The sequence below is a fragment of the Aquipseudomonas alcaligenes NBRC 14159 genome, assembly GCF_000467105.1.
Taxonomy (GTDB): Bacteria; Pseudomonadota; Gammaproteobacteria; order Pseudomonadales; family Pseudomonadaceae; genus Aquipseudomonas; species Aquipseudomonas alcaligenes.
Window position 1 is genome coordinate 51,004 of the sequence record NZ_BATI01000031.1, and the last position, 17,777, is coordinate 68,780.

The 17,777-nt window shown below is 59.2% G+C and carries 14 protein-coding genes and 1 pseudogene; 8 read left to right on the forward strand and 7 right to left on the reverse strand.

All coding sequences use genetic code 11. The features are described 5' to 3' along the window. Positions 1–37: 37 nt before the first annotated feature. Positions 38–1,423 (reverse strand): NorM family multidrug efflux MATE transporter, encoded by a 1,386-nt coding sequence (locus PA6_RS16300; RefSeq protein WP_021702042.1) that lies wholly within the window; start codon positions 1,421–1,423, stop codon positions 38–40. Between the two features lie 137 nt (positions 1,424–1,560). Here PA6_RS16300 and PA6_RS16305 point away from each other — a divergent pair, with 137 nt between their 5' ends. Continuing rightward, positions 1,561–2,490, forward strand: coding sequence for a LysR substrate-binding domain-containing protein (locus tag PA6_RS16305; protein ID WP_021702043.1), 930 nt, complete (start codon positions 1,561–1,563; stop codon positions 2,488–2,490). Positions 2,491–2,813: 323 nt separating this feature from the next. After that, positions 2,814–3,614, forward strand: a complete 801-nt coding sequence (locus PA6_RS16310; RefSeq protein ID WP_021702044.1) for a gamma-glutamyl-gamma-aminobutyrate hydrolase family protein — start codon at positions 2,814–2,816, stop codon at positions 3,612–3,614. 47 nt (positions 3,615–3,661) lie between these two features. Here PA6_RS16310 and PA6_RS16315 read toward each other — a convergent pair whose 3' ends face one another. Next, complete coding sequence (locus PA6_RS16315; protein ID WP_021702045.1) at positions 3,662–5,629, reverse strand: BCCT family transporter; 1,968 nt, start codon at positions 5,627–5,629, stop codon at positions 3,662–3,664. A 113-nt stretch (positions 5,630–5,742) separates the two neighbouring features. Further along, positions 5,743–7,041: pseudogene (locus tag PA6_RS16320) on the reverse strand (YifB family Mg chelatase-like AAA ATPase); the annotation flags it as partial. Positions 7,042–7,061: 20 nt separating this feature from the next. Here PA6_RS16320 and PA6_RS16325 point away from each other — a divergent pair. From PA6_RS16325 to PA6_RS24645, 4 genes are read left to right on the forward strand one after another with little or no spacing between them, the layout of a single operon-like run. After that, positions 7,062–7,850: a heteromeric transposase endonuclease subunit TnsA gene (locus tag PA6_RS16325; protein ID WP_049878009.1), complete on the forward strand. Its 789-nt coding sequence runs from the start codon at positions 7,062–7,064 to the stop codon at positions 7,848–7,850. Further along, positions 7,847–9,781, forward strand: a complete 1,935-nt coding sequence (locus tag PA6_RS16330) for a Mu transposase C-terminal domain-containing protein (RefSeq protein WP_021702048.1) — start codon at positions 7,847–7,849, stop codon at positions 9,779–9,781. Before PA6_RS16325 ends, PA6_RS16330 begins: the two co-directional genes overlap by 4 nt. 6 nt (positions 9,782–9,787) lie before the next feature. Then, positions 9,788–10,693, forward strand: coding sequence for a TniB family NTP-binding protein (locus PA6_RS16335; RefSeq protein ID WP_021702049.1), 906 nt, complete (start codon positions 9,788–9,790; stop codon positions 10,691–10,693). 60 nt (positions 10,694–10,753) lie between these two features. Then, positions 10,754–11,872, forward strand: a complete 1,119-nt coding sequence (locus PA6_RS24645; RefSeq protein ID WP_021702050.1) for a TniQ family protein — start codon at positions 10,754–10,756, stop codon at positions 11,870–11,872. Between the two features lie 142 nt (positions 11,873–12,014). On the opposite strand, the gene PA6_RS16340 is transcribed toward PA6_RS24645, so the two are convergent. Further along, positions 12,015–12,350 (reverse strand): DUF6572 domain-containing protein, encoded by a 336-nt coding sequence (locus PA6_RS16340; protein ID WP_021702051.1) that lies wholly within the window; start codon positions 12,348–12,350, stop codon positions 12,015–12,017. A gap of 15 nt (positions 12,351–12,365) precedes the next feature. Beyond that, positions 12,366–13,589 (reverse strand): S-type pyocin domain-containing protein, encoded by a 1,224-nt coding sequence (locus PA6_RS22855; protein WP_021702052.1) that lies wholly within the window; start codon positions 13,587–13,589, stop codon positions 12,366–12,368. A gap of 775 nt (positions 13,590–14,364) precedes the next feature. On the opposite strand from PA6_RS22855, the gene PA6_RS22860 reads away from it, so the two are divergent. Then, on the forward strand, positions 14,365–15,156 hold the full coding sequence (locus PA6_RS22860) for a hypothetical protein (protein WP_021702054.1): 792 nt from the start codon (positions 14,365–14,367) through the stop codon (positions 15,154–15,156). 46 nt (positions 15,157–15,202) lie between these two features. Next, a complete protein-coding gene (locus PA6_RS16350) occupies positions 15,203–16,099 on the forward strand; it encodes a ComEC/Rec2 family competence protein (RefSeq protein WP_021702055.1) in 897 nt (298 codons plus the stop codon). Positions 16,100–16,227: 128 nt separating this feature from the next. Here the strand turns inward: PA6_RS16350 and PA6_RS16355 are convergent, their stop codons facing one another. Continuing rightward, on the reverse strand, positions 16,228–16,794 hold the full coding sequence (locus tag PA6_RS16355; protein ID WP_021702056.1) for a hypothetical protein: 567 nt from the start codon (positions 16,792–16,794) through the stop codon (positions 16,228–16,230). Next, positions 16,787–17,668, reverse strand: a complete 882-nt coding sequence (locus PA6_RS16360) for a WYL domain-containing protein (protein WP_021702057.1) — start codon at positions 17,666–17,668, stop codon at positions 16,787–16,789. Before PA6_RS16360 ends, PA6_RS16355 begins: the two co-directional genes overlap by 8 nt. Positions 17,669–17,777: the final 109 nt, after the last annotated feature.

Consider the following 17,777-nt stretch of genomic DNA (forward strand, 5'->3'; position numbering starts at 1 on the left):
CGGGCGCCGTCCATCCCCTCTCTCGGATTGCACCGGGCTACGACAGACAGGCCTGAGCCGTTACCGACTGCGGCCTTAGCATCCGCGCCATGCGCCACTCGAAGCCCAGGGTCAGGCCGATGGCCGCGCAGCCCAGGCCGCCGGCCAGGCCCCACCACACGCCTTCGGCGCCCCAGCCGAGCGGGAAGGCCAGCGCCCAGGCCAGCGGAATGCCGATCACCCAGTAGCAGAGAATGCCGACCAGCAGGGTGGTCTTGCCGTCCTTGAGGCCGCGGATGGCGCCCATGGCGATGGTCTGGATGCCGTCGAACAGCTCGAACCAGGCCGCCACCGCCAGCAGGCTCACGGCCAGCGCCACCACAGAGGCGAACTGCGGATCCTGGTGGTCGAGGAACAGCCCCACCACCCACTCCGGCGCCAGCCAGAACAGCAGGGCGAACACCAGCATGCAGCAGGCACCGCCGCCGATGCCCAGGCGCCCGGCGCGGCGGGCGTCGGCCAGGCGTCCGGCACCATAGTGCTGGCCGATGCGGAAGGTGGTGGCGTAGGAGATGCCCACCGGCACCATGAAGGCCACGTACACCGACATGATGGCGATCTGGTGCGCGGCCAGCGCGTCGCTGCCGATGGCGCCCATGCACAGGGCGGCGAAGGCGAACATGCCGGACTCCACCGCATAGGTGCCGCCGATCGGCAGGCCCAGGCGCAGCAGCTCGCGCAGCTCGGCCAGGCGCGGGCGCAGCAGGCCGCGGGCCAGCGGGTAGGCGGCGTAGGCCGGGTGGCGCAGCAGGTGGAGGAACAGCAGCAGGGTCATGACGTTGGCCACCAGTGCGGTGACCAGGCCGATGCCGGCCAGGCCCAGCGGCGGCAGGCCGAACCAGCCGTGGATCAGTGCCCAGTTGAGGGCGAAGTTGGCCGCCGCGCCGCCGATGCTGATGGCCATCACCGGGCCCGGCCGGCCGATGGCCGCCGGGAAGCCGCGCAGGGCCATGAAGCCGAGGTAGCCGGGCAGGGCGAACACCAGGGTGGAGAGAAACTGCATCGCCCCCTCGATGTTGTGCGGCTCCTGACCAAAGCGCGCCAGCAGCGGGCCGAGGTTCCACAGCAGCAGGCCGCTGGCCAGGGCCAGGCCGCCGGCCAGCCACAGGCCGTTCTGCGCCAGGCAGGTGACCCCGGTGCTGTCGCCGGCGCCGTGGCGGATGGCGATCAGGTTGCCCACCGCGGCCAGCACGCCGACGCAGAAGATCGACACGAAGGAATAGCTGGCCGCGCCCAGGCCGCCGGCGGCCAGCTCGGCGGGGCCCAGCTTGCCCATCATCAGGGTGTCGGTGAACACCATCAGCACATGGGCCAGCTGCGCGGCGATCAGCGGGCCGGCGAGGCGGAAGAGGGCGACCAGTTCGGTGCGGACGGACTGCGGCATGATGAGTCAGGCTCAAGAGAAGACTTGCCGGGAAAAATCCGGCGGGCGGAGAATGGCGCCATTCTCGGGAGTCAGCGCGACGTGCACAAAAGGAAAAAAGCGATGCCTGGCATGACTAATACTCATGGGTTCGGCGCATGAGCCGGCGCCTGCCGCCGCTCTATGCCCTGCGTGCCTTCGAGGCGGCGGCGCGGCATGCCTCCTTTACCCGCGCCGCCGCCGAGCTGGCCATCACCCAGAGTGCGGTGAGCCGGCATATCCGCACCCTGGAGGAGCACTTCGGCTGCCGCCTGTTCGAGCGCAGTGGTCGCCACCTGCAGCTGACCGAGACGGCGCGCGGCCTGCTGCCCGGCGTACGCGAGGGCTTCGATGCGCTGGAGAAGGCCTGCGCCACCCTGCGCAGCGAGGACGCCTGCCTGCGCCTGAAGGCGCCCTCGACCCTGACCATGCGCTGGCTGCTGGCGCGCCTGTCGCTGTTCCGCCTGGGCAACCCGGACAGCGAGGTGCAGCTGACCAGTGCCTGGATGGACGTGGACAAGGTCGACTTCCACCACGAGCCCTTCGACTGCGCCGTGCTGCTGGGCAATGGCGACTTTCCCGAGGAGTGGGACAGCGTGCTGCTGTTCGAGGAGTGGCTGATCCCGGTGTGCGCTGCCGAGGCGGTGCAGGACGGCCCCTGGGATCTGGCCCGGCTGCAGGCCGCCGAGCAGCTGCACCCGACTCCGGATCGCCGCGACTGGCGCCAGTGGCTGCAGGCCACCGGCCTGAGCGACCGGGTGCCGCTCAAGGGCGGCCAGCTGTTCGACATGCTGGAGCTGGGCATCGTCGCCGCCGCCCGCGGCTACGGGGTGTCCATCGGCGATCTGCTGCTGGTCGCCGAGGACGTCAATGCCGGGCGCCTGGGTTTACCCCGGCCGACCGCCGTGTACAGCGGCTGCAGCTATTACCTGGTGTGGCCCAAGACGCATCGCGCGCAGGCGCGCCTGCGTCGGCTGCGTGACTTCCTGCTGGCCGAGGTGGCGCAGATGCGTCTGCCCTCCGTCGAGCGCATCATGCCGGGTGCGTAAAAAATAATGGACCATGAAGCCGCGCCCCAGCAGGGGTGTACAGGGTAAGTGGCCGTTTTTTGGCGCCTGCAGCCCTGCTGGCGCTATGCTCTTTTTACGCCATCCGCCTGAAATGTTTGACATATTTTACGTCTCTGGAGAGACTGTGCGGGCGGTTCGACTGTTATGCGGCCGTCGCGGGTGGTCCGTTACCTCCCATTCCCATGCCTCCAGGTGAGGCCCAGCTACGCCGCCGACAGACGGAACCGTGCCAAACAGGTAGCGCGTCGATCTCCCGACCCACCTGCACAGCAACGGCAGATCGATCTGCCCCAAGGTGACGTATGTCCAACAAGAACAGTGCAAAAACTTCCACTGCCAAGCGTAAACCCGTCGTGTTGATGTCCATGGGCGCCCAGGAGCGCAAGGGCCACGACTACCAGGTAATGACCCACAAATACATCACGCCGCTGGTGGAGATCGCCGGCTGCGTACCCGTGCTGGTGCCCACCTGCTGTGGCACCGACGATCTCGAGCAATACCTGGACATGGCCGACGGCGTGTACCTGACCGGTGCCGGTTCAAACATCGACCCGGCCCTCTACGGCCAGGAGAACCTCACCCCGGAGAAGGGCCAGGATCGCGACCGCGACCTGTTCGACCTGCCGCTGATCAAGGCCGCCATTGCCCGTGGCCTGCCGGTCTTCGGCATCTGCCGCGGCATGCAGGAAATCAACGTGGCCCTGGGCGGCGACATCCACCAGAAGGTGTATGCCGAGCCGGGCTTCAACGACCATCGCGAAAACCCCGAGGACCCGGTAGCGGTGCAGTACGCCGAGGCGCACAAGGTGCGCATCGAGCCGAACAGCTGGCTGGCGCGGGTGCTGGGGCGCGATGAGATCGGCGTCAACTCGCTGCATGGCCAGGGCATCAAGACCCTGGGCAAGGGCCTGGAGCCGCTGGCCCGTGCCGAGGACGGTCTGATCGAGGCCTTCCACGCGCCGAGCCTGTCGCCCTTCCTGTTCGCCGTGCAGTGGCACCCGGAGTGGCAGGCCGCGCAGAACCCGGATTCGGTGAGGATGTTCGAGGCGTTCGGCGAGGCCTGCCGTCAGCACCGCAAAGGTGGCCAGCGCAGCGCCGCCTGAGCCTGCAGGTCCTGGAGAAAGCCCGGCATATGCCGGGCTTTTTCGTTTCAGCGCACCAGGTGCAGGTAGTGCATGTGCTTCTCGTACTGGTCGAGGATGTCGTCGATCACCGCCTCGCGTACCCAGCCCATCACGTCGTAGTCCTGGCCGCCCTCGCGCAGGTGGACTTCGGCGCGGAAGTACTTGCGCTCCTCGTTGCCGTCGTCGCCGGTGTCCCGCAGGGCGAAGCTGGGCTGGGCGAAGGCGCGCGGGCGCACCTCGTAGCTGAAGTCGGTCTCGCTGCCATGTGCCACGGCCAGGCGCACGCGGCCGTCGGTACCGCTCTCGACCGTCGCCGGCAGGCCCTGCTTGCGCAGTTCCTCGGCCACCGCCTGGCAGGCCGGCTGCACCACCTCGTCGATGAAACGGGTGACGTGGGCGCGGCGCGGGAACATCGCCAGGTTGCGCAGGCGCCGCTGCCAGCCGCCGTGCTGGCGGGCCAGCGGGCGTGAACCGTTGAGCGCCTGGAAGCGCACGCCGCGCTTGGTGGCGTCCAGTTTCAGTGCGCGCAGCAGGCCCCAGATGGCCGTCAGCAGGACGATGGAGAAGGGCAGGGCGCTGGCGATGGTGGCCGTCTGCAGCGCCTTGAGGCCGTCGGCCAGGAGCAGGGCGATGGCCACTACGCCGATCAGGATCGACCAGAACAGGCGCTGCCACAGCGGCGTGACGGTCCTGCCGCCGGAGGCCAGCATGTCCACCACCAGGGCGCCGGAGTCAGCGGAGGTGACGAAGAACACCACCACCATGGCCACCGCGACCAGCGACAGCAGGTCGCTCAGCGGGAACTGTTCGAGGAAGGCGAACAGCGCCAGCGAGCTGTCGGCATTCACCGTCTCGGCCAGGCTGCCCAGGCCCTGGTTGAGCACCATGTGGATCGCCGTGTCGCCGAACACGGTCATCCACAGCAGGGTGAAGCCGGCCGGCACGAACAGCACGCCGCTGATGAACTCGCGGATGGTGCGGCCGCGCGAGATGCGCGCGATGAACAGGCCGACGAAGGGCGACCAGGACAGCCACCAGCCCCAATACAGCAGGGTCCAGCCACCGATCCAGTCGGTCGGCTCATAGGCGTAGAGGTTGAAGGTCTTGCTGACGATCTCGGAGAGATAGGCACCGCTGTTCTGCACGAAGGTCTTGAGCAGGAACACCGTCGGCCCCAGCGCCAGGACGAACAGCAGCAGGAACACGGCCAGCGCCAGATTGAGCTCCGAGAGGATGCGGATACCCTTGTTCAGGCCGCTGGCCACCGACAGCGTGGCCAGGGCGCAGATGGCGGCGATCAGGCCGATCTGCACCGGCGTGCTGACCGGCAGGCCGAACAGGTGGTGGAAGCCGCTGTTGATCTGCAGCACGCCGTAGCCCAGCGAGGTGGCTACGCCGAACACGGTGCCGAGGATGGCGAAGGTGTCCACCGCATGGCCGATGGGGCCGTGGATGCGCTCGCCGATCAGCGGGTAGAGCGCCGAGCGCAGGGTCAGCGGCAGGTCGTGGCGGAAACAGAAGAAGGCCAGGATCAGCGCGACGATGGCGTAGATCGCCCAGGCGTGCAGGCCCCAGTGGAAGAAGGTCAGCTTCATCGCCTCGCGCGCGGCCTGCGCCGTGCCGGCCTCGCCCACCGGCGGGGCGGTGAAGTGCATCAGGGGTTCGGCCACGCCGAAGAACATCAGGCCGATGCCCATGCCGGCGGAGAACAGCATGGCGAACCAGGTGGTGTTGCGGTACTCGGGCTGGCTGTGGTCGGGGCCCAGCTTGAGGTCGCCATAGCGGCTGACGGCGAGGAACACGCAGCAGATCAGAATCAGGGCGACGGTGAGGACGTAGAACCAGCTGGCCTTGTCGATGATCCAGCTTTGCAGCCAGGCGAACTGGTCTTGTGCATGCTCCGGCAGCAGCACGCTGTAGAGCACCAGGGCGAGGATGAGAAGGGCGGAGCCGAAGAATACCGGCCGGTTGAGCGAAGACGAAGATGCCTCCATTGAGCTAGCTCTCCTTGTTATCGGATGGGCCGCCAAGGGCGGAAGGCCAGCCATTCTAACACAGATCGATAGCTTTTTTATCTGAGGAGTCTATTCCTGATAATTCCGTTGGATCAGATGCCGCTGCTGGGGCGGTACTGCAGGGCCTCGGCCAGGTGCGCGCGGCCGATCTCACTGGTGCCTTCCAGGTCAGCCAGGGTGCGCGCCACCTTGAGCAGGCGATGGGCCGCCCGCAGCGACAGGTTGAGGCGTTCGCAGGCCTGCTCCAGCCACAGCCGGTCGGCTTCGGGCAGGCGGCAATGCTGCTGCAGGCCCGGCAGATCGAGGAAGGCATTGGCGCAGCCCTGGCGCGCGAGCTGGCGTTGGCGTGCCTGGCTGACACGGGCGGCGACCTGGGCGCTGCTCTCGCCAGCCTGGCTGCTGGCCAGCAGGCTGGTGCTTTCGCGCGCCACGGTGAGGTGCAGGTCAATGCGGTCGAGCAGCGGCCCGGACAGCTTGGCACGGTAGCGCTGGATCTGTTCCGGGGTGCAGCGGCAGCGGCCGCCAGGGTCGCCCAGGTAGCCGCAGGGGCAGGGGTTCATCGCCGCCACCAGCTGGAAGCGCGCGGGGAAGCGCACCTTGTCGCGGGCCCGGGCGATCACGATATGGCCGGATTCCAGAGGCTCGCGCAGGACTTCGAGGACCTTGCGGTCGAACTCGGGCAGTTCGTCGAGGAACAGAATGCCGTGATGGGCCAGGCTGATTTCGCCGGGTTGCGGGCGGCTGCCGCCACCGACCAGCGCCGGCCCGGAGGCACTGTGATGCGGCTGGCGGAACGGTCGGCGCGGCCAGGCGGTGAGCGGCGCATGGCTGGCTACCGAATGGATGGCCGCCACTTCCAGCGCCTCCTCCTCGGACAGCGGCGGCAGCAGACCGGGCAGGCGGCTGGCCAGCAGGGTCTTGCCGGTGCCCGGAGGCCCGCTGAGCAGCAGGTTATGGCCGCCGCTGGCGGCGATCAGCAGGGCGCGCTTGGCCGCCAGCTGGCCCTGCACTTCGGCCAGGTCGGGGTAAGCCGCTTCCTGGCGCAGCAGACCATTGGCCTGATAGGGCGCCAGCGGCGTGTGGCCGTTGAGGTGGGCGGCGATCTGCAGCAGGTGGTCGACCGCCAGCACCTTGAGGCCCGAGGCCAGGCTGGCTTCCTCGGCATTGGCCCGCGGCACCACCAGGGTGCGTCCGGCGGCGCGGGCAGCCAGGGCGGCGGGCAGCACGCCCTGTACCGCGCGCAGCTCGCCGGACAGCGCCAGCTCACCCAGGCATTCCAGTTCGGCCAGGCTGGCCGCCGGCACCTGCTCGCTGGCGGCCAGCACGCCGAGGGCGATGGCCAGGTCGAAACGCCCGCCGTTCTTGTCTGAGATATTATGATATATGAGAAAGACAAGTATGGTATTTGCGAATGACAAGCTATCGGCCCTTTATCAAGGATGTTTCACCAGCCTACTTCGGTGTCTGGCTCGATCGACTTTTCGAGGGGCATGAGATGGCTGCTCGCAAAATCGGCAAGAGTGCATACAGCGTCACTGGCTACGTCTCCACCGAGAAAGCGGCCAAGATCCAGCGCGCCGAGTCTTCTCTGGAGCAGGATTTTCTAACATTGCTGGAGTACGACTGGCGCGTCCTCCGCTACGCGACTCAGCCATTCAAAATTCATTGGAAAGATGGGAATGGCAGGCCCCGACGCTTCACACCAGACATAGCCGTGGCCTACCACTCGCTGGCTACTGAGCAAGACCCTTCACTGCGCACAACCATTTTTGAGGTGAAGCATCGTGCACACTTGAAGGCTCGGTGGGCTGAGGAGAAACCTCGGCTGAAGGCGGCTTTCGCGTGGGCCAAAGATTACGGCTGCAGATTCAAGGTGATAACTGAACAAGAGATCCGTACGCCCTATCTAGCCAACGCTCGGTTCTTGCTGGGCTTTAAAAAACTGTATGGGGATCAAGACCTTTACCAGGCGCGCCTTCCCCATATCTGTGAGCTACTTGTTCGGCTTGGCCCGACCACACCACAGGCTCTCTTGGACGAGGTCCGCGGCGATGAAGTCCGCCGTGCCGAATACATCCCATACCTGTGGCATCTGATAACCATTCGAGTGATTGGTATCGATTTGAGTCAGCCTCTCAACATGGCCTCCCCAATCTGGCCTACCGGTCATACAAAATGGTTTTCGGAGAACTGGGGATGACATCTGCAACCGTCACTATTCATGCTGGAGCGGTCATCTCCTACTTCGGGAGAACCTTTTGCGTCAGGAAATTGATTTCTCCTGAAGAGGTTTTAGCTACAGATGTGGCTGCCGGTGAAGACCAATTGCTGAAGCTCAGCGATATCACCAGGAGCTTTGGGGAGGCCGCTGACCAAGAAGCTGAGCGCTTAGACCTGGTCTCCATTCCTGAAGACGATTGGCAGGATGCCATGGAGCGTTACAGGGCCCTTGCACCATTGTTGGGCCTGCCATCGCGAACTGTCGCTCATGTCAAAGTTGTAGCTGATGAGCTGCTGGTCTCTGTGGCGACAGTCTATAGGTGGTTGGATCGTGTTGAACGAGCCGGCTCGGTTAGCTGTTTGCTCCGTAAGCGTCGATCTGATGCTGGAGTGAGGCGTCTGGATTCGAGGGTTGAGCAGGTCATCAAGGAGGTAATTCTCTCGGACTACCTCACGGAGCTGAAAAAGAGCCCGACTGCTGTAACGCGCGTCATAGGCACTCGCTGCCGGAGCGAGGGGCTTCCTGTCCCAAGTAAAGTTGCCGTCTTAGCGCGGATTGACGCCATCCTTCCCGAAGAGCGCGCGCGGAAGCGTGAAGGGCGCAATGCAGCCCTCGTTCATAGAGCCATAAAAGGCTCAATGCCAGGCGTCGATACCCTCTACTCGGTGTGGCAGATTGATCACACACCTGCAGACGTAATGCTCGTTGACGAGATAGACCGAATCGCTATTGGTAAGCCATGGATAACTATGGCGATTGATGTTTTCTCAAGGATGGTCGTTGGCTGGTACATCTCATTCGATCCACCAGGGGCGCTAGCAACAGGGCTATGTATCTCGAATGCCATTCTTCCTAAGGACGAGATCCTTGGGCGGTTAGGTGTCAATTTTCCTTGGGTCTGTCAGGGCAAGCCAGCGATTATCCAGGCTGATAACGCCAGAGAGTTTCATGGTGAGATGCTTCAGGAAGCCAGCCAAGAGCACGGTTTCGACATGAAGTTTCGCAAGCTTAAGAAACCGAATTACGGCGCACATATCGAGAGATTGTTCGGCACCTTTGCCGAGCGCATCCATGAGCTGGACGGCACCACCTTCTCGAACACTGTAGATAAGGGTGACTATAAGTCTGAGAAGAACGCGACCATGACTCTTGTCGAGTTCGAGCGGTGGTTTGCGAACTTGATTCTGGGGGAGTACCACCACGACGTGCACTCGACGCTCGGCGTTCCGCCCATTGAGAGGTACCGAGAAGGGCTGTTCGGTAGCGACAAATTCCCAGGGCTGGGGATGATGCGTATGGCATCAGACCCCTACAAGCTCAGGATCGACTTCATGCCGGTCCTGCGCCGTACCATTCAGACGTATGGGGTGGTTTCGGACTTTATCTACTACCACGACCCGGTTCTCGATAAATGGATTGGCGCACCTGAGCCGGGGAATAAGCGTAAGGCTAGGGAGTTCATCTTCAGGTATGACCCCAGAGATATTAGTCATCTGATTTTTTGGGACCCCCAGCTTCGGCAGTACTTCAGGATTCCTTATCGCAATACCGCTTACCCGCGGATCAGTTTGTGGGAGCTGAAGGCGATCAAGACCTTCATGAAGGATCGTGGCCTCAAGCTTGAGAACGAGGAGCAGATATTCCTAGCTCGCAAGGAAATGCAGCGCATCGAGGAGCAAGCCAGATTGGATACCCGTAGTAGGCGTGCCGGCAAGCAACCCGTAGAAACTCGGAAGAAGCGAATGACCACTGAGCGCAATCGCATGCATAAGGTCTTGCCCCCTGTTCCTCTTCCGTCTGACCGAGTTGCTCCTTTGCCTGTGGAACCTTCGGGTTTGTCATCGGTACCAAGCACGGCAAAAGATGTGGTCGACGACTTCTCTCATCTGACTCCCTTTGAAGAGCGGTAGGTGTAGATGACTAAGCTCGATGTCAGCTGCCTGGCGGTGCGCCCGACTCCAGAGATGAAGGTCCGCCTGGCTGCCTTTCGGGAGGAACGCTGGATTGGCTATGACAGTGCTGTTCGGATCCGTGAGCAAATTGAAAGCCTGCTCGATCACCCGAAGACGCACCGGATGCCGAATCTCGTGCTGATTGGCGAGAGCAACAATGGCAAGTCGATGATCTTGAATAGTGTTCGGGATCGGGCCAATCCCGTTTACGATATCAACGTCACCAAAGTGCAGCTGCCTGTGATCATGGTACAGGCGCCTCCATCTCCTGATGAGGGGCGCTTATACACCAGGATCCTGGAAAGCTTGGGGCTACACGTCGCGTCAAGGGAGCCTGAGGACTCTAAGCTCAGGCGGATCAAGGTCATGTTTCAGCATCTGAACGTGCAGATGCTGATATTGGATGACTTTTTCAACATTGCCGCAGGCTCGATTGCTCGCCGGCGCAAATTCCTCAACGCCTTGAGGAACTTGAGCATGGATTTGAGCATTCCGATCGTTATCTCGGGCACGCCTGAGACCCAGAACATCCTGACTGCCGACTCATCCATTGCAAACCGTTTTAAGCCGGTGTTCGTTCGTAGGTGGAACGAGGAACGCATTGAGGAGTACGCGACATTTATCGTGAGTATTCGACCTCGCCTAGAGCTAGCTGAGGGCATGGATATCATGCAGCGAGCTACGCTCATGCGGCTGCTCCAGTTCAGTGGCGGGCTGCTGGGGGAGACCGTTGAGATACTGCGGCTGTTTGCCAGTTGGGCTGTGCGTAGTGGTACCGAGCGCATCACTGGCGACATGGTGACTTGGGAAAACTTGCATGCCCTGGGTTATGTCCTGCCGAGTGATCGCACACGCCACCTGGAGCTTTGAACATGGTGCCTTGGCCTTATCGGACTTCACCCTTTCGAGGGTGAATTATTCAGCTCATGGTTGTGCCGGCTTGCCTGGGGGAACGGTACCAAGCTGCTTCCGTTCGTTACCCACCACCTGCTTCTGCCCCCTCAGTTCCTTAACTGCGACATTGACCGTATCGTTGCTGACTCGGTGGTGATTAATGTCGGAGCTGGCTGCGGTGTTGCCGAGGTCTCGGCTTTGGCGACGAAGCTGTCCGTATTTGACGGCGTTCTGTGGGAGCAACTTCTGCAGAAAGGTCCCTGTGACTGGGTGCTGATGCACATCCGAGGCGTGCAGAATCCAAGGCAGCGAGCAGGTTATTCGCTTCAGTTCTGCCGGCGTTGCTTGGCCGAGGACTTTGAACCCCATTTCCGTTGCATCTGGCGCCTAGCTCTAAGCGCTATCTGCCCTTCACATGGCATATACCTGGCCGATGAGTGTCCTCGATGCCACAGCCCTGTGGTTCCAACGGTGTGTGATCGTGGCCAGCGCCTGCTACCCCTCGAAACGCCACTGGCGAGGTGCTACCGGTGCGGCTGGGATTTGCGAGAGCCAATAGCTGACGATCTGGTTGCGGCAAACGAGAACCTGGTTTTTCAGCAATGTCTCCTTGATGCATTGACCCAGGGGCACTCCGGTCATCTACCGGGAGGAGCCTGCTTTTCTTTACTGCTCTTTCGAGGGCTCAAGCGCTTGTTGCAGCTGCTAGGAGGAGAGGGCCGGCTCAAGCGAGTCCGAGAGCTGATGTTCCTCGAGAGCGGTCATTTAGATTTGCCACTGCAGGGCGGCCCGTATTTCTGCTTGGAAACGCTCCGGGTAGGAGATCGGGCGCTGATGCTGTCACTGCTTCGACGGGTGCTAGGGGGCTGGCCAGACAGCTTCATGGATACGTGTCGTATCGCGCGTGTCTCGAGCTCCTATCTTGTGAACTACAGGGACGGCCTGCCCTATTGGATCTATCAGCCTATCCGTGATCAGTTGTTCGACAAGCCTTATTCACCTTCGCCGCTGGAACGGCAGGAGGCAAGGCAATACCTGATTCGTAATGGTGTTCCTGCGAGCGCGAGTGCAATAAGGCGATTGCTTGGCATGTGGACGGCGAGCGATTCCTGGAAGCTTGAGCATCCTCCGTGGAACCGCCGGCGCCCGTTATAAGGGCTGCTGGGAAGCCTGGTATTCTCGTCACCGCTGTAGATTTCTGTGATCAGCCGAAGAAACTCATCTCGCTGTGGTCGGTGACTCTGGATTTTTGATTGATCATTCTTTGTCAGCCTTAAGCACCGAAGCCTAGGTGCCCCTAGCCCTGCCTGAGTACAAATTCGAACTCAATATCGGCATCGCTCAGAACCTCGGTGACGCGATCGATGAAGGCCTCGGCCTGCTTGGAAAGCGCGTACTTTCCAACCACCCTGATAATGGGGGGCTTGCCTGCCGCTGAGGGGATTGCCGTATTGATTTCTCCGCTCTCAATGAAGGAGATGTAGGCGTTGATCTTTTCCTGAAGCATTAGGAGGTGTTCCATCTCCTCCTCTGGCTCCCAGCCGAGGTGATCGCTGATGACTAGCTCAATCTTGCTCCTATCCCAATCAGGGATACCCCACATGTCGATTACGCCGGCCTCTGCTATAGACATCCAGTCACCTCCGTTTTAGTTCGGTCGTACAACGTCAACTTTTGTTGGAGGTATCTCAGTTCCCCCAGGAAAACCAGGCTTTCCTTTGCCAACCACGACCGCGCCGCTCTCCTCAATCTCCGGGAACGCTACCTTCTGATTAGGCGTTAATGGTGCGGTGTCAGAAGACTTACATTCGACACACGAGATTGTGCCGTCAGGCTCTCGGCCAACCATATCGATACGAGTGCGGGTACCGCTCTTTGTCTTCACGGTCACCTCTCGTCCCGTCTCGGAGCGAGTCGAGCTGTAATCGCCATACACCTCGTCCTCAAACTCACGCCCCCGGACCTTGTTCTTCTCCAGCTGGGTGCTCAGCACCACATAAACTGGCTGCACTCCGGGGTGATCCGGGAACGTGATGATGAAGTCTTTGTAGTCCGAAGGGTAGATCGGATTTTCCAGCGCCTGAGCTGCATTCTGGCTGACCGGATAGATCCAAACAGTCTCCGTTAGCCCCTGAATATCCTCAGGTGGCGGTGGAGCTCCTACAGCTGGATCTACCTGTGGCGTCCACAGGATAGTGACCCCATCACCTAGATCAACAACGGCTTGTTCGCCCTGAGCGCGAGCTGCAACAACCGGAACGGAATCAAAACCGCTACGAGAACTGGTGTGGAAGCCATAGGTGCGTATGGAGCCATTGACCCAGTCATGCTCGACGTGGAAGCGCAACCTAGTCTTGGCTGTGCTGAGAACTTCGAGCTCTGACTTTGGGTACAAATCGCTACTGCCCATGGGGGAGGGCCAAAGGAGAGCAACGAAGCCGATAGCAGTGGTAGCAGCAGTTGCGAGAATACCGCTCCCTGCCGCTCCTGTTGCACCGCTACCTGCGGCGGTCCCACCTGCACCTGCTGCGCTCTGAATGGCCCATGTGCCGCCTCCTACCAGTTGGCCAGATGCTCGCGCGAGCAGCAGCCCGCCGCCAGCAGCCGGAACATCGGTTGTAGCTAGGATGGCTGTCTGACCATAGGCACTCGCCAATTCAGCAGGCACCACTGATGGATAGTCCAGGGAGCCGAGGGGTAATGAATTGGGCTTGGCGAAGACACATTGTGTCGGTGGTACGGGAAGCGGTTCCGGCATAAGCGGACTAGGTCTATCCGTTTGCCGGCGCGGCTGCTGATCGAAGGCGCCGTTGTAAACGGGGATCTCGGGGGCAGACCGCACATCCCGGTTGTTCGCTACGTAGCCGCTCATATCGATCCTTCGAAGCAGAGTCATGCAGCGGCGATGTTACTCCGCGAGGGGTATGCAAAGTCTTGCGCACACTCCCTGGAGATTGTGATGAAGGTGCGATATCTAACCGAGAGGTGGCTTAAGTCCGGCCGCAAGTATCTGTGGCATCTTGAACGCAAAGAAAACGAAGTTTCTATGCCTGCCTCTTTACATCGATGGTCGGCACAATTGGGAGATCGTTGCCTGAGCCCTGGGCCGCAAGTTCTATCTCGCGGATAGCCTCTAGGGCCTGTTGCTTTGCAGCCTCTGACTCAGGTGCTTGGAAAAGGATTTCAGTTTTAGCTTTAGCCAGTAGCGTCATGCTGATCCCCAGCTGACGGGCCACTGCCACTACGGCACCTAAAGCTTGCTCCAAAGCTGCTTCCCTCTCTGTCACCACTAGCCTCCTGAGCCAGCTCCATGCTGGCCATCTATGAATAGCTAAAGATGCTGAGATGTGCCATCAAGTCCCAGCCAGCCTATGGCTGATGGTCGACGCATGGGTGACCGTACCGGCAAATAGCTGCCCCGCGCGAGGCCTCCTCCGAGCAGAAGACGATAGTCATGTTTAATGGCCGTTGATTTGCCGTGGTAGCAAAACGCCTTTATAAAGGGTATTTTCTCACTATGTCGCTGCTTCAAAGGTGCAATACATGTGGTCCGTCGTCACGAATAACATAACTAGACGGCGCGTGATCTAGTTATTCTCAACAAAGAATCAGAATTACTATTTATATGCCTAGTTAATGGATTGGATATGGTTGCAATATTTGAGTTGGTGAAAGATTCCTACGAGCGAAAAGCCAGGGTTATTCCTGGGCTGTTAGTTTCACTGCCGTTGCTTGTGCCTTTACTGTGTGTGTATGGAGCAAAACATCCCGTCCTCACGAGTGTAATTGGGCTCCTCGGTGGATGTGGAGCTATCTACGCCCTAGCGAGCGTGGCGCGGGGACGTGGAAAGAAGCTTGAGGAAAAATTGCTAAAGCAATGGGGTGGCATGCCGACGACTTTAGCTTTGCGTCACCGGGATAAATTTTTAGACAGTGTCAGCAAGCAGAGATACCACAGAGAAATTTCAATAAAACTACAAATTGACATGCCTAGTGAGCAGGACGAAAGCCTTGATCCTGGCAAGGCCGATGATTTTTATATAGGTGCTACTAAGCGCCTTAGAGAGTTAACGCGAAATGATAAAAATTTGCTACTGAAAGAAAACATTGCCTACGGCTTTCATCGGAACATGGTTGCAATGAAAGACGTCGGGATCTTGTCCTGCCTGTGTGGATTAGGATACGGAGCGTTGATTGCGGGCGCCATTCGAGCCGAGCCGCCTTATTTTGAACCTATGTACTTGGTAAATCCTGGGCTTGCATCGGGGCTGACAATCTTGATTTCGGCTTCTTTGTTGTTGGCGTGGCTATTTTACTTCGATAAGGACGCAGTGAAGCGAATGGGCTTTGTCTATGCGGAGCGCTTATTCGAGTGTCTTGGCACATTACCAACCCCAAGGGCCAGAAAGGTGCCAGTCAAGACTGAGGCTCAGTCGTAAATTCGTTCCAGTTCACCTTAGATCACAACTTCTGCAGGGAGGCACAATGCCTACAATTAAAAGCTTGTCCGTTGGCAATGGAGATATGTTCTACATCCTTCATGGAGGGGACAGCTTCACCATGATTGATTGCAATTTAACTGCTGAAAACTCTGATGATATCATTGCAGAATTGAAGGACGTATCGAAGACAAAAGGAGTGCGTCGGTTCATTTGCACACATCCTGATGAAGATCATTTCAAAGGCATAGAAAAACTTGACGCTCAGCTGCCGATAGCAAATTTCTACTGTGTGAAAAATAAAGCGCAAAAGTCTGACCTAACAGACTCATTCATTCACTACTGCGCTTTGAGAGACGGCGGTAAAGCTTTCTACCTTGAAAAGGGTGTTAAACGGAAATGGCTTAACGAGGGCGGCGCAGAGCGAGGCTCTTCGGGCATTCAGATTCTTTGGCCGGACACCTCTAATGAAAATTTCAAGGATGCCCTTCGCAAATGCGATGCCGGCGAAAGCTTCAATAATGTTTCGTGTGTCTTGAGATACTCGGTCAATGGGGGTGCAAGCTTCATGTGGCTAGGTGATCTTGAGACTGAGTTTATGGAAAGTATCGTAGATGATATTGAACTTACAAAAACAACTGTGGTTTTTGCATCTCACCATGGTAGAGCGTCTGGAAAGATTCCTGACTCTTGGCTAGAAAAAATAGATCCTCAAATTATCGTAATCGGTCAAGCTCCATCGCGTCATCTTGACTACTACACTGGATACAACATTATTACCCAGAATAGAGCCGGTCATATCACAATGGACTGCGTGGGAGGCATGCTAGATATATATGTCACAAATGAAAACTATGAGCGCGACTATCTTGAGGACCTTGGGAAGAGCCGATTCCCAGGGTACATTGGCTCGCTAGAGGTGGAGACTGAGTACACGCTCTGAAAAGCCCCAGCCTCCCTTTGGGGTATCAAGCGCAGTGTGTGTAAAAGAACTACATGTTGCGCTTGATTTCAGTTGATTGCGGATGTAGCCCGGCCTTCAGGATTCCCGCTCAACATAGAACCTACGCTTTAGGGGCGATCAGTGTCAGGCGGTGAGGGTGTTGAGACAGTGTCAACGAGCCGTGACGGCTCACTAGTCCGCACCTGAGCACTCCTCGACTTCTCGATCCCCCAAACAGCTTTAGCCACCTCTTCAATCTTCGCCACGAATTTGTCGACGTTAAAGCCTGCGATAAATGCGAGCGCGAAGAAGCCGACCTCACTAGCCCCGGCATTTGAGCTCGACTCCAGAACGAGCAAGCCAGCCTTGAGAAACAAATAGCTAACTGCACCGGCTATGGTGCTGGTGAGCGGGCGAATGAAATACCAGACATGCCAATCAGGATCCCAGCGCTTGTAGACGCACTTGTTCAGGTAGATAGCGCGGAAGCAATACAACGCGCCACCTACATACGCGATAGCGCCACACATAAGCGGTACACGGAGCGGTGCATACGGCGCCGGCAGCCAGCCTAAGCCCATAGCCCCTATTGAGTAGGTAGCAAAGACCAGCAATGCCGATAGGTAGGCGATGATGATCAAAATCATCTCGTTATGAGTTGGCGTTGTTTTTTCTTGCAAGCCGCTATCAGGCATCTGGCTGTGTGCTCCCTGCAGGCAAGTGCTCTTCGATACGAAGCATGACGATCTGCTGGCTCTCGTCGACCGGATCACCAGGATTAACGTTCAGGTTAAGGCGCTTATTTAGGTAATAGAGCTGTGGCTTGCGGGCGCGAATCTTGGTTTCTCCATTCACCATCTGATAGTCGTGCTCGATCGCGCGACGCTTGTTATGCGGATAATGCGGATTAGCCCCGATGACCACGTCAACGTAGGTCTCCCACTCAATATCCGCGGGCACTGGTGAGGGAGGTGCATGGGCTTCAAGGACTGATGCAATCCGTCCCAGGACGAAGTCCTTGAAGATGTGAGCTTTGAAGCAGAACGCCCGTATATGCCATCGGAAGCCATCATGAGCAAAAGAGGACGGGTAGATGGTTCGCAGCGTTGGCTCATCGAAATGTGTCATTGAGCGGTAGTCGATTGTCAGCGCGTCCCCCTTCTGAAGGGCCCTGATCAGGCTGATGAGAATTTTCGAGTCAACCTGTCGGATAGGTGACGGCAGGCTTGCGATAGGCGGAGCCCATCCAATGAAGCTATCGCTGGCAGCAACAGTACCAATCTCTCGCCATAACAGCTCATTGAGGTAGTGGCTACTGTCCGAGCTTGTCAGTACGGGCTTGAAGGTGGGGGCTGCCACATAAGTTTTTTGCGTGCGGTCGTAGACCATATTGCCTGGTGCCATATCTTGATATGCCGCCAAGTCTAGCGATGCCTGGGGAACCGATATCCGGAAGAATGTCGTCAGGTCCGACCGGTTGAGGCGCCCCTCCCAGAACAGCCTGAAGTCAATGAATTCCAGGCGGCGATCCTGCCCCCAGCGGCCGGTGCGTGCGGTTGGGGTGCTCATGGAAGTAAAGCCGTGCGATTTATGGGCATAAAAAATATTCGCATATTATGTAGACGGGTCGATTAACTATACGTATCTTAACCTACGTGAAGGTTTTCTCAAGCTCGCA